The sequence below is a fragment of the Arthrobacter sp. Br18 genome (assembly GCF_000520555.1).
Classification (GTDB): Bacteria; Actinomycetota; Actinomycetes; order Actinomycetales; family Micrococcaceae; genus Arthrobacter_D.
Window position 1 is genome coordinate 1 of record NZ_AZSA01000249.1, and the last position, 12,602, is coordinate 12,602.

9 protein-coding genes, 1 tRNA gene and 4 pseudogenes are annotated in these 12,602 nt (G+C 63.9%); 8 read left to right on the forward strand and 6 right to left on the reverse strand.

Translation table 11 applies throughout. From position 1 onward, the window contains the following. From Y704_RS24975 to Y704_RS23725, 6 genes and pseudogenes are all read left to right on the forward strand, one after another. Positions 1 to 1,256 (forward strand): pseudouridine synthase (locus Y704_RS24975; protein WP_253904178.1); only part of this gene is annotated, 1,256 nt, incomplete at its 5' end. Between the two features lie 3 nt (positions 1,257 to 1,259). Beyond that, positions 1,260 to 2,384, forward strand: coding sequence for a prephenate dehydrogenase (locus Y704_RS0101130; RefSeq protein ID WP_026548768.1), 1,125 nt, complete (start codon positions 1,260 to 1,262; stop codon positions 2,382 to 2,384). Then, entirely contained in the window at positions 2,381 to 3,082 is a 702-nt protein-coding gene (cmk, locus tag Y704_RS0101135; protein ID WP_035771033.1) for a (d)CMP kinase, read from the forward strand. The genes Y704_RS0101130 and cmk overlap by 4 nt, the downstream gene beginning before the upstream one ends. A gap of 80 nt (positions 3,083 to 3,162) precedes the next feature. After that, entirely contained in the window at positions 3,163 to 4,704 is a 1,542-nt protein-coding gene (gene der, locus Y704_RS0101140) for a ribosome biogenesis GTPase Der (protein ID WP_026548770.1), read from the forward strand. Positions 4,705 to 4,783: 79 nt separating this feature from the next. Beyond that, positions 4,784 to 4,857: transfer RNA gene (locus tag Y704_RS0101145), tRNA-Pro, on the forward strand. A 246-nt stretch (positions 4,858 to 5,103) separates the two neighbouring features. Further along, positions 5,104 to 5,556 (forward strand): annotated as a pseudogene (locus Y704_RS23725) (ATP-binding protein); the annotation flags it as partial. 327 nt (positions 5,557 to 5,883) lie between these two features. Here Y704_RS23725 and Y704_RS18025 read toward each other — a convergent pair. Then, positions 5,884 to 7,413, reverse strand: a complete 1,530-nt coding sequence (locus Y704_RS18025) for an integrase core domain-containing protein (protein WP_162149341.1) — start codon at positions 7,411 to 7,413, stop codon at positions 5,884 to 5,886. Positions 7,414 to 7,533: 120 nt separating this feature from the next. After that, a pseudogene (locus tag Y704_RS18030) lies at positions 7,534 to 8,826 on the reverse strand (IS256 family transposase). A 397-nt stretch (positions 8,827 to 9,223) separates the two neighbouring features. Here Y704_RS18030 and Y704_RS0101165 point away from each other — a divergent pair. Further along, positions 9,224 to 9,961: a flavodoxin family protein gene (locus tag Y704_RS0101165; protein WP_051476572.1), complete on the forward strand. Its 738-nt coding sequence runs from the start codon at positions 9,224 to 9,226 to the stop codon at positions 9,959 to 9,961. Positions 9,962 to 10,008: 47 nt separating this feature from the next. Here the strand turns inward: Y704_RS0101165 and Y704_RS0101170 are convergent, their stop codons facing one another. Together Y704_RS0101170 and Y704_RS0101175 are read right to left on the reverse strand one after the other, a co-directional pair. After that, on the reverse strand, positions 10,009 to 11,361 hold the full coding sequence (locus Y704_RS0101170; RefSeq protein WP_026548772.1) for a dihydrolipoyl dehydrogenase family protein: 1,353 nt from the start codon (positions 11,359 to 11,361) through the stop codon (positions 10,009 to 10,011). Between the two features lies 1 nt (position 11,362). Continuing rightward, positions 11,363 to 11,704, reverse strand: a complete 342-nt coding sequence (locus tag Y704_RS0101175) for an alkylmercury lyase (protein ID WP_026548773.1) — start codon at positions 11,702 to 11,704, stop codon at positions 11,363 to 11,365. 53 nt (positions 11,705 to 11,757) lie between these two features. On the opposite strand from Y704_RS0101175, the pseudogene Y704_RS23730 reads away from it, so the two are divergent. After that, positions 11,758 to 11,875: pseudogene (locus Y704_RS23730) on the forward strand (MerR family DNA-binding transcriptional regulator); the annotation flags it as partial. Here the strand turns inward: Y704_RS23730 and Y704_RS23050 are convergent. Beyond that, positions 11,863 to 12,006, reverse strand: coding sequence for a recombinase family protein (locus Y704_RS23050; protein ID WP_343212791.1), 144 nt, complete (start codon positions 12,004 to 12,006; stop codon positions 11,863 to 11,865). The pseudogene Y704_RS23730 and the gene Y704_RS23050 overlap by 13 nt on opposite strands. A gap of 32 nt (positions 12,007 to 12,038) precedes the next feature. Further along, positions 12,039 to 12,602, reverse strand: a pseudogene (locus Y704_RS18035) (IS3 family transposase); the annotation flags it as partial.

A 12,602-nucleotide genomic window follows, 5' to 3' on the forward strand; every position in this document is an offset into this window, starting at 1 on the left:
GGGACGACCGGCCGCAGCGCGATTCAGCCGAGCCCGGACGCGGCCGCCCGCAGCAGGACCGCCGCGACGAGCGCCAGAGACCGCGCGCCGGCGACGAGCGGCAAAGGCCGGGTGCCCGATCCTCCAGCAGATTCGGCCCTGAAACCTCCGGACGGCCTGGATCCTCCAGGGACGGGTCCTCGCGGAGTTCGACGGGCCGGCTCGGCGAGGCCAGGAACACTCCCGGGCGGAGCAGCGCCCCCGGGGACGGCTCGTTCCGGGACGGGCCCTCACGCAACAGTGAGGGCGCGGGGCGATCAGGGGCGGGGCGCACCGGCGATCGAAAGTTCGGTGCAGCTCGTCCCTCGGGCGGCAAGCCCGGAGCCGGCAAGCCCGGAGCGGCGAAGACCGGCCGCCCGGCGCGCCAAAAGCCGGCAGGGCCGAAAGCCTTCGGGCGTGAGCGGTTCGGCAAGGACCTCGGTCCCGTCCGCCGCCCGAAGCCCGTGCGGTCCGCGCGTCCCGCCGATGAGGTGGATGTCCACGATCCCGAGGGCGTCCGGCTGCAGAAGGTCATGGCACTGGCCGGTGTCGCGTCCCGTCGGGTCTGCGAGGAGATGATCCTCGACGGCCGCGTCGAAGTGGACGGCAGTGTGGTGACGGAACTCGGCGTCCGCGTGGACCCCGAGAAGGTGGCCATCCACGTTGACGGCATGCGCCTCCAGCTCAACGAACTGCAGCGGTACTACGTGTTCAACAAGCCGCGCGGTGTGGTCTCCACCATGGAAGACCCCGACGGCCGGCCGTGCATCGGGGACTTCCTGAAGAACAAGAGCAAGAACGAGCGGCTCTTCCACGTGGGCCGGCTCGACGCCGAGACCGAGGGGCTGCTGCTGCTGACCAACGACGGTGAGCTGACGAACCGGTTGACCCATCCCTCGTATGAGGTGCCGAAAACCTACCTCGTCCAGGTCCGCGGGCCCATGGCGCAGGGCATCGGCGCCCGGATGAAGGAGGGCATCGAGCTCGAGGACGGAGTCGCGCGCGTCGACTCCTTCAAGCTGGTCGACTCCACGCCCGGCCACATCCTTGTCGAGGTGGTGCTCCACTCAGGGCGTAACCGTGTCATCCGCAGGCTGTTCGACGCCGTCGGCCATCCCGTCGAGCGGCTGGTCCGGACCCAGGTAGGACCTATCCGCGTGGGCGACCAGAGGCAGGGCAGCATCCGCGTCCTCGGGCGCCAGGAGGTAGGCCACCTCCTCGCGTCGGTAGGCCTGTAGCGGATGCAGGCACAGGCGGACAACGGTACCCACCTCGCAGGTCCCGTCCTGGTGATCGGCGCCGGGCTGCTCGGCGCGAGCATCGGGCTCGGCCTCCGGGCCCGGGGCCTCGATGTCGTGCTGTCCGATATTTCTCCGTCCACCGAGGCCGTGGCACGGGACATCGGTGCGGGCCGTGCCCTGGCGTCGACGCTGTCCGGAGCTCCGTTCGAGCCCGAGCTCGTCGTCGTCGCCGCCCCTCCGGATGTCACCGCGCGGGTCGCCGCGGACGCTCTGGGAAGCTATCCCCGGGCCGTCGTCGTCGACATCTCCAGTGTGAAGTCCGCCGTCCTGCAGGAGCTCGAGGAACTGCTGCCCGGGGAGGCGGCGCTCACACGGTACGTGGGTACGCACCCGATGGCCGGCCGCGAAAGATCCGGTCCTGTGGCGGCACGTGCGGAACTGTTCATGGGCATGCCGTGGGTGCTCTGCCCCGGCAGCCAGAGCTCGGCCGCCGCGGTGCGCTGCGCCGAAGCCCTCGCCGTGGACCTCGGGGCTGTGCCGGCGCGCATGAGCGTGGATGACCATGACCAGGCTGTCGCCCTCATCTCGCACCTGCCGCAGGTGGTGTCGTCCCTCGTGGCGAGCCGCCTTCAGGAGACCCCGGCGCATGCGCTGTCGCTGGCCGGCAACGGACTCCGGGACGTCACGCGGATCGCAGCGAGTGATCCCGGGCTGTGGGTGCAGATCCTCACTGCCAATGCCGGGCGGCTAGTGGAGATCTTGTACGGAGTCCGGGAGGACCTGAACCGGCTCATCGGGACCCTCGAGAACCCGGTCGCCGACGGAGCGCGCCTGGATATGGCCCAACTGATTTCCGAGGGCAACGCCGGCCAGGCGCGGATCCCGGGCAAGCACGGCACGCCACCGGGCTCGTTTGCACGGCTGACGGTACTGGTGGATGACACACCAGGGCAGATCGCCCGGCTGCTGACGGAGATCGGCGATACCGGCATCAACCTCGAGGACCTGCGGCTTGAACATTCACCGGGGCGCCAGCTGGGAATGGCCGAGATCTCGGTACTGCCGGGAAAGCGGCAGAAACTGACGGAGTCCCTGACGCAGCGGGGCTGGAAGGTGATTCAATGAGCGATTCCCGTCCCCTGTCCCAGTTCCGGCTGGGAAAGTCCCTCGTCGTGGCGATCGACGGACCATCAGGTTCTGGAAAGTCGAGTGTCAGCAGGGAAGTTGCACGGCGTCTCCACGCCGCCTACCTCGACACAGGCGCCATGTACCGCGCGGTGACCCTGCACTGCCTGGCCCGGGGCGTGGACCTGCAGCACGCCGTGTCGGTGGAGCATGCCGCCCGCAGCGTCAACCTGTTCATCAGCACCAACCCGAACCACGAATCGGTCACCCTGGCGGGGGAGGACATCACGGAGGCCATCCGGGCGCCCGCTGTGTCGTCAGCCGTCAGTGCCGTCGCCACGACCATGGGTGCACGGGATGAACTCATCCGCCGCCAGCGCGCCCTGATCGCCGGGGCCGGGCACCGCATCGTGGCCGAGGGACGCGACATCACCACCGTCGTCGCTCCGGACGCCGAGGTGCGGATCCTGCTGACGGCCAGCGAGGAGGCGCGGCTCCGCCGACGCGGAGACCAGCTCGGCGGTTCGCAGAGCGAGGGTCAGCTGAAGCAGCAGGTGCTGGAGCGGGACGCCCGCGATTCCACTGTCGTGAACTTCCAGCAGGCCGCAGACGGCGTGGTCACCGTCGACTCATCGACGCTCGATTTCGAGCAGACCGTCTCGGCAGTCCTCGACGTCGTCCGGACCGTCGCCCACTAGCCGCGACCATCTCCCCGACCAACTTCCCGGCGGGCAGCCACGCGCTGTCCACCAGCCACGTACAAACGAAGGAATGCATTATGAGCGGGACCATCTCGCCCCAGGATCCGTCCGACGAGGAATTCGAGCCGGCGGCCAATGACCAGGTAGCCGAGCGGCTCGAGGTACTCGATGACGCCGAGGCCGATGTCCGCGCCGCGTCACTGCGTGCCGGCCTCGAGGATTACGAGCTCGACGAGGAGGACGCGGCACTCCTCGCGCGTCAGGAGGAGGATTACGACGACGACGCCGAGCACCGGCTGAACCCGGTTCTCGCGATCGTGGGGCGCCCCAACGTCGGGAAGTCGACGCTGGTCAACCGGATCCTCGGGCGTCGGGAGGCCGTCGTCGAGGATACGCCGGGCGTCACGCGTGACCGGGTGTCCTATCCTGCGCAGTGGACCGGCCACAACTTCACGCTCGTCGACACCGGCGGGTGGGAGCAGGACGCCAAGGGTATCAACCGGCGCGTCGCCGACCAGGCGGAAATCGCCGTGGACATGGCCGACGCCGTCCTGCTGGTGGTCGACGCCACGGTCGGCGCCACAGCGACCGATGAGGCAGTGGTGCGGATGCTGCGGCGCAAGAAGAAGCCGGTCATCCTCGTCGCCAACAAGGTCGATGACATCCAGAACGAGGCCGACGCCGCCTTCCTGTGGGGCCTGGGCTTCGGCCAGCCATGGCCGGTGTCGGCGTTGCACGGCCGCGGCACCGCCGACATGCTGGACAAGGTGGTGGAGATTCTTCCGGAATTCTCCGAACACGGGGGCATCGAGCGGTCCGGCGGGCCCCGGCGCGTGGCCCTGATCGGGCGTCCCAACGTCGGGAAGTCCTCGCTGCTGAACAAGCTTGCCGGGACTGACCGCGTGGTGGTCGACCCGCTGGCGGGGACAACCCGCGACCCCGTGGACGAGATGATCGAACTGGGCGGGCGCACCTGGCGTTTCGTTGATACCGCGGGCATCCGCCGGCGGGTGCACATGCAGCAGGGCGCTGATTATTACGCCTCCCTCCGGACGCAGTCGGCCCTGGAAAAGGCGGAGGTCGCCGTCGTGCTCCTCGCGGTGGACGAGGTGCTGAGCGAGCAGGACGTCCGGATCCTCAACATGGCCATCGAGTCCGGCCGATCGATCGTGCTGGCCTTCAACAAGTGGGACCTGCTCGACGATGAGCGCAGGCGCTACCTCGAGCGTGAGATCGACCAGGACCTCGCGCACGTGGACTGGGCTCCGCGCGTCAACATCTCGGCGCTCACCGGCTGGCACAAGGACCGCCTGGTGCCCGCCCTCGACGTGGCACTGGAGTCCTGGGACCGCCGCATCCCCACCGGGCGTCTCAATGCCTTCCTGGGTGAACTCGTGGCGGCACACCCGCACCCTGTCCGGGGCGGCAAGCAACCGCGCATCCTCTTCGGTACGCAGGCCTCGAGCCGTCCACCGAAGTTCGTCCTCTTCACGACGGGCTTCCTCGATCCCGGGTACCGCCGTTTCATCACGCGGCGGCTTCGGGAAACCTTCGGATTCGAGGGCACCCCGATCGAGGTCAGCATGCGCGTGAGGGAGAAGCGCAGCAAGAAGCGCTGACCGCGGGCTCTTCGTCCGGCACCAGCGGCCGGATGATGTAGAGTTATCGACGTGGTTTGGCCCTCGTGGCCATGCCGTTCGGGATGTGGCGCAGCTTGGTAGCGCACTTGACTGGGGGTCAAGGGGTCGCAGGTTCAAATCCTGTCATCCCGACAGTAGAGAAGCCCCGATGAGACGGCAAATCTCATCGGGGTTTCGTCGTTTCTGAACGCGGCGTTCCCCAGTCCAGGGGACCAAATGGGACCAAAAGATCCTCTGCGGCACATCTTGGCCGTCACGGACCGCGTTCCCGCTGTTGCTGTGTCGTATGTGGCGTCAGCGAAGGTCGAGCCGACCTGCTGAGGAAGGCGTTGGCCTGTTCGGCGGCGCGCACGCGCCCAGAGCGGGGAACCGGCCGAAGTCATCAAAGCACTCTTCGTCGAGGAAGTCGCCGGCCGATCCCGGTCCATGCTCGCCACCCGACGCAAGGACGCAGGCTTCCCCACCGGGAAAACCTTCGACACTTGGGATCCCCCCGCCTCCTCAATTCCCGCCCCGACGCAGCAGTCGCTGCGGACGCTGGAATGGATCGGAAGGAAGGAGAATATCGTGATCTGCGGCCCCTCAGGCACTGGCAAAACACTCTTCCTCGAAGCCCTCGGGCGGCAGACCGTGGAGGCCGGCATGCGGGTCGCCTGGTTCCGGCTCGAGGACCTCGGGGCCCTCATGCGCGCCCACCGCTCCGATGACAGCGTCACCAAAGTCGTCGCCCGGATCCTGCGGGCGGATTTAGTGGTCGTCGATGACATCGGCCTGTTGCCGGTCGGCACGGACGCGGCGGAGGGGCTCTACCGCCTAGTCGACGCCGCCTAGAGAAACGCTCCATCGCGGTTTCTTCAAATCTGCACCCCGCCGGCTTCGACGAGCTCATGCCTAAAACCCTGGCCACAGCCACCGTCGACCGGCTGCTGCACCACGCGCACGTTCTGCCAAACCTCAGGAGATTCAATCCGCCTCAGCCAGGCCCTCGCCGAAAAAGGAGTCACGCCGATGAGCTAAACCCGTTACCCAACATGGCCAACGCCACCAAACACCCGGTGGGCGGGACTGTCTCATTAACGGTGTATCCGGCGGTTTCTTGTGATGTCTCAGGACATCGTGAACAACTGTGTCTTGGGACATCGTGGACAGATCCATGTCTCATGACTTCGTGGACCTTACCTGCCGGTGGGGTCCGTGCCAGCCGCGTCGGTGGTCCGGTTTGGCGTACTGTGCGATGGTCGTGCCGTCCGCGTCGGTGGGCGTGACGACGGTGGTGTCCCAGCTGATGGTGACCTGTTCAGTCTGGCGTTTGTAGCCGGCGTAGAACTTGTTGGCGTGCACCCCGATGTAGCCACCCTTGGAGACGGTCCGTGTTGCGGTGCCGGTGCTCCCAGCCGAGGGGTTGTGGCCGGCGCCCTTCATGGGGGTGCCGGCCGGGGTGCGAGGCCCGTAGTAGAGGCCGGTCGTCGCTGGGCGCGGGTAGCTGATGATGTGCTCGCCGTCGTCGGCGAAGATCTCGACGGTTGTCTCGTTCCAGATGACGTGCACGGTCTGTCCGGCCCGGCTGGTGGCCACGTATAACAGGCAGCTGAGGACCTTGACCTGCCCGTTCTGCTTGACCTTAAGGTCAATGATGCCCACGCTGGGGTGCAGCGCCAGCGGTGCCCTGCTCTTGGGCTGTGGTTCGGCTTCGGCGCTGTTCGCCGTCAGCCGTGCCGATGGCGGCATCTGCGGCAGGCGGGGCTCCGGGGTCGGTGCCGGTGCGGGGTCAGTAGCCTGCCAGGCTTCCATCGGTGTCTTGCCGTCGAGGGCTTGGTGGACGCGCTCATGGTCGTAGTACGCGTCGAACTCGTTGACCAGGGTCTGCAGGGCGGAGATTGTCCTGGCCGGAGGACGTGCGTTCAGCCACTTCTGGAGGGTCTGATGGAATCGTTCGTTCTTGCCCTGCGTCGTTGGCTTGTCCGGCTTGCCGGTGATGGGCTTGACGCCAAGGTCGATCAGGTAGTCGACGAGTTTGCCGGTGAAGCCTCGACGGGTGGGGTTGAATGCCAGTCCGTTGTCCGAGAGCAGCCGTTGCGGCACGCCCCAGCGGCGGACCGCGGTCGAGACCACCTTCACGGCCGCCTTGGCCGTTTCGCCCTCGGCGACCAGGGTCGCCAACGCTAAACGCGAGTGGTCGTCGATGACCTGGTGGATCGCGACCGCAGTCCCGTCCGCCAGGGACCATGCGAAAGCGTCGATCTGCCAGCAGCAGTTCGGAGCGGGGTAGACGAACCGGCGGTTGGCCGCCCTGGGCCGCTTACGCGGCTCGGGCCTGGAGACCCCGGCCGCGGCAAACACACGGGCGAGCGTTGCCCGCGACGGCGGGTTCAGACCTTGTCGCTTCATCTTCGCGTGCACCGACAGGGGACCGGCGTCCAAGCCCTGCTCAACGAGCCATGCCCGCACCGCCAGCGCGTGCTCGATCACCTTCGGATCGGCGCGCCGCGGGCTCTTCAGCGGCCGTCGTGACCCCGGCTCGGTCGCACCGACCGGGCCCAGCTCCCGGGCCTGGCGGCGGATCTTGTAGAACACCGATCGGCTGATGCCCTGCCGTTGGCAGAAACGGCTCACCTCCCCCCGCTCAGCATCCTCGGGCCAGTTCGCAATCGCCCAACGTACATCCGCGGGCACTGTGTTTGAGTCCATACCAGAAGGAAACGCGGCACAGAGCGAAATGCCCACGATGTCATGAGACAGACTGTGCACGATGTAGTGAGACAGAACCATCCACGATGTCCTGAGACTTCACATATCCGGCGGTTTCTTTTAGTAGCTTTCAGCGGCCGGGAATCGGTCGCTGAAAGTGATGGCGAGGGCGTTCAAAGCGGGCTTCCAACGCACGGCCCATCGGGTCTTGCCAGCACCGGTCGGATCGAGGGATCGGGTGACTAGGTACAGGCACTTTAGCGCAGCCTGCTCGGTGGGAAAATGCCCTCGGGCCTTCACGGCGCGCCGGTACCTGGCGTTGAGGGATTCGATGGCGTTGGTCGAGCAGATCACGCGCCGGATTTCCACGTCGTAGTCCAGGAACGGGATGAATTCCTGCCACGCGTTTTCCCACAGCCTGATGATGGCCCCGTATTTCCTACCCCAACGCTCCGTGAGCTCTTCGAACGCAGCTCTAGCCGCTGCGGTGTTGGGGGCGGTGTAGATGGACTTCACATCCCGTTTGAGGGCGTCCCAGTCCTTCTTCGACGCCAGCCGGAAGGTATTCCGGATCAAGTGAATAATGCAGGTCTGCACTGTCGTGAGCGGCCAGACGTTAGTCACGACTTCAGGCAGACCCTTGAGCCCGTCGCAGACCAGGAAAAACGTGTCCTTCACGCCGCGGTTTTTGATGTCGGTCAGCACGCTCATCCAAGACTTCGCGCCTTCCCCGTCGGTCCCGGCCCAGAGCCCCAGGATGTCCTTCTCACCCTCGAGGCTTACGCCGATGGCGGCGTAAATCGGGCGGTTGGCGACTTGCCCGTCGCGGATCTTCACGACGATAGCGTCGATGAAAATCGCTGCGTAGACCTCGTCCAGCGGCCGGTTCTGCCAGGTGGCCATCTCCTCGAGCACCCTGTCGGTGATCCGACTGACCGTCTCCTCGGAGACGGACGCGCCGAAGATCTCGGCGAAGTGCGCGCTGATTTCCCCCGTGGTCAGGCCCTTGGCGTAGAGCGAGAGGACCATCTCATCGACCCCGCTCAGGCGGCGCTGGCGCTTCTTGACGATGACCGGCTCGAACGTGCCTTCCCGGTCCCGCGGCACGTCCACCTCCACCGGGTCGGTGGTCTCCGTCAACACCGTTTTTGGGCGCACCCCGTTACGGGAGTTCACGGTCTGCTTCCCCGCCGTATCGTGCTTTTCTTATCCGAGGTGCTCGGTTATTTCCTCATCGAGCGCGGTCTCGATCACGGTTTTAGTCAACTGCTTGAGCAATCCGTCGGGACCCGTCAAGGACAGGCCCTGCTCTTTGGCCATACGAACCAGTTCGCGGGCAGCGTCAGCCTCAGTTATCTCTGTCTTCTCTTCATCAGTTTTCGTACTCGGCACAGCCTCAAGTGTTGCGGCCATATCGGGCTCCTCCCCGCCAGGCTCGCCGCCCGGCGTGTCGAGCCGGATACACCGTTAATTCCACAGTCCCCGGTGGGCAGTTTTCATGGCCACCAGCGGGCGTTTTTGCTGGTCGCCCGTGGGCACAGACTATTGGCCATTGACACAAGGTGGGCTGTGCATTTCTTCAGAGCTGGGGCGTGCCTACGTCATCCCCTGAGAGTTGCTTTCTTCACGAAAGCATCAAAGATGCTTGAGCTGATGGAAGTGGTCGTAAAGTCTGTGCTCTGGGTTACATAGTGAGGACTTCGTTGGGCCTATCGTGGTGTCTACTCGTTCAAGCTGGATTGGCGACCGAGCCAGCGATTCTTGTGCCAATCTGCGGTTTTCCGTTACTTAGATAGGAGTACTTTTTTAGATGGCCGACAGCGTGAAGTACGTGAGCGGTGACGATGAGTTCAGTGGTCTGAGGGCTGTATTCCTCAATTGCACTTTGAAGCGTAGTCCCGAGTTAAGCCACACGTCCGGGTTGATCCGCCTGAGTGCTGATTTGATGCGGGCGAAGGGTGTCCATGTGGATATTGTGCGACCGGTTGATCTTCCGGTTGCGACGGGTGTGTACCCGGATATGAGGGATCACGGTTGGGACGAAGATGCCTGGCCGACCATTTTCGAGAAAATTGAACAGGCAGACATTCTGGTGCTTGCGGGCCCAATCTGGCTCGGGGACAACAGTTCGGTGATGAAACAGATCATCGAACGTCTTTACGCGATGTCAGGGATAACGAACTCCCGCGGCCAGTACGTCTATTACGGGAAGGTGGGCGGTGCTTTGCTGACGGGGAACGAGGACGGCGTTAAACATTGCGCGATGAACATTCTCTATAGCCTCCAGCACATCGGGATGACCATTCCTCCGGCGGCGGATGCTGGCTGGATCGGGGAAGCCGGACCGGGTCCGAGCTATTTGGACGAAGGCTCGGATGGTCCCGAGAATGACTTCACCAACCGCAACACCACTTTTATGACGTGGAACCTGCTTCATATGGCTCGCATCCTGAAAATGGCTGGAGGCATCCCTGCCCAAGGGAATTTACCTGAGGCGTGGAAGAAAGGCGACCGGTTTGGTCTCGAGGCGAATCCGGAATACCGGTAGCTTCAACAGCTATGCCAGATGTTGCCTGGCATAGCTGTTCCGGACACTTAGAGGAGCGAGCCTAAATCTGATCCGACCGATGGGTAGATCGCTGTTGTTGATTTCAGCTGCCGGGTGGTGAGGCTGTGTTTCATGGCCACGCTGATGGTGTTCGCTAGTTCGGCATATCCGGTGCCGAAGAGATGCGCGCCGACGATCTGATCGGTTGACTTGTCAATCAGGATTTTCGATGCGCCGCTTGTTTCCCCTATGCGGTAGTTCGAGTACCAGCGGCTGGTATCGGTGTACCGGACGTCAATGTCCAGACCGTTCGCTTCAGCCTCCTTTTCGAGCATGCCGAGGCGAACCAGCTCAGGAATGGTGAAGACCGTCGTCGGGATGGCGGTGTAGTCCGGTATCGTGGTGGTCGATTTGAGCATGTTCGAAGCTGCGACTTTGGCTTCGAACACTGCGACCGGGGTCAACGGCATACCCGGAGTGTCAGCTGAATCACCTGCTGCGTAGACGGCGGGATTGGTGGTGCTCTGAAGATGGCCGGCGACCTGGACTCCTTTAGGCCCATAGGCGACGTTGCCTGCTTCGAGGTTCAGCCGGGATAGGTCTGGGACCCGGCCCGCGCCGTGAACGACAAGGTCGGCGCCAATCGTTGACGACTTTCCACCTTGATTGAGGTGTATGTGGAATCCGTTGTCTGACCTGACGACGCCTGTGATGCTCGTGTCGGCCTGAACTATGACGCCTGAGTCTGTGCCGCGCGCTATGAGCAGGTCAACGAGGTCCGGGTCGAAGTTCTTCAGTGGCCGGGCGCCGCGATCAAGGATGAGGGTGGAGCTTCCAACTCGGGCGGCGATATGAGCGAATTCAAAGGAGATGAAACCTCCACCGACGAAAACGATCCGGGGCGGCAGGCGCTGAAGGTTGAGGAAGTCGGTACTGTCTATGACATGTTCTGTCCCGGGGAAACCCAGCGGCCGGGGTGCGGCACCGGTTGCTACAAGAATTTTCGCGGCTCCATACGATGCTCCGGCGATGTCGATTCGTGTCGGGGCGGTGAAAGTGGCAGTTCCGTGGAGGGTCTGCACCCCGTGTGATTGGAGGTTTTCCTCCATGGTCGCGGGGATCGGTTGGGTGAATCCGTGTTTGTGTTCCATCAGTTCCTGCCAGTTGATGGACATGGTTCCGGGGTTCACCCCTTTACCGCTCATGAGCCGGGCGTCCTCCATTACTTCGGCGCCACGCCTGAGAATTTTCTTGGGATCGCATCCTCGCAGGGCACATGTACCGCCGTAGGGAAGAGAATCCACGATTACAACATTCCACCCATGCGACGCGCATTTGGTCGCGGCGGCGATTCCCGCCATCCCGGCACCAATGACCAGAAGGTCGACGTCGGTAGTCATTTCATATTTCTTTCTGGTCTGAAAGTGGAGTCGTAGTCGTGGCTGTAGCGGGTGGTAGTGCTGCCCTGAGCTGGTCGATGGTCGGGGCGCCGGCTGGTCCGTCTGGGGTGAGGTATCGACGGCAGGCCAAACCGACTGGTGCGCCAGGGGCGGCAAAAACGTCGATGTCGTTGATCCGGATGCTCGGCGACCCGTGAAAGCCAGCCCGTTCGGCGTCGTCGGCGGTTTCGATTTTTTGGAGTGAGAGGACGATGTCGGTGCGTTCCTCAGCTAACGCGACGAGTCGTTCGTGGGCGAGGGTCCAGTTGGGGCAGTCATCGAAATACTGCAGGGTGATCTTCATGTCTCGACTGTAAACCTTATAGTCGACTATAAGGTCAAGGGTTACACTAGGGCATGCGTATTGGGGAAATCGGAGCGTTTGCGGGCGTGGGATAGTCAGACCATCCGGTTCTATGAGCGTGAGGGTCTCCTGCCGGGTCCTTGCCGCGACTCAAACGGCTACCGCAGGTATGCGTTGGCTGAGATTTCGAGCACGCTGCGGAAGTGCACACCCCGGTGTTCCAGGTCATCGATCAGGGCCAGCAGGTTGCGGGTGTTGCGCCCCAACCGGTCCAGCTTCCACATCACTATGAGGTGTGTCAAAGATTTGAGACAGTGGGTTGGTTTCTTTTTGGTTAGGCAGCCGCGGGTAGCGGCTGATTGGCTGTTGTGAGGTTAGCCATCGCGGTCGCTGGTGGCAGGCCATTGTTGTTGCTGTGGGGCCGCCACCGGTTGTAGAACACCTCGATGTAGTGCATGGTGGCCCGCCTGGCGTCCTGTCGGGTGGTGAAGCGGTGATGGTGGTAGAACTAGTTCTTCAGCGAGGAGAACAGCGATTCGGCCACTGCGTTGTCCCAGCACACGCCGGTGGCTCCCATAGACTGACGCAGGTCGTTCCCGGTGCACCAGCTACCCATTTCCCGGGATGTGTACTGGGTGCCCCGATCGCTGTGGAAAATCGCGTCTGGCTGCAGGTGGCCGCGGTCCCGGGCCATTTTCAGTGCACCGGTCACCAGGGATGCGCGCATGTGATCGGCCATGGCCCAGCCGATGACCATGCGGGTGCACAGGTCGATGACGGTGGCCAGGTACAGCCACCCCTGATCGGTACGCAGATAGGTGATGTCCCCGACCAGACGCGTGCCAGGAGTATCGGAGGTGAAGTCCCGTCCGATCAGGTCAGCGAAAACCTTGTCCGG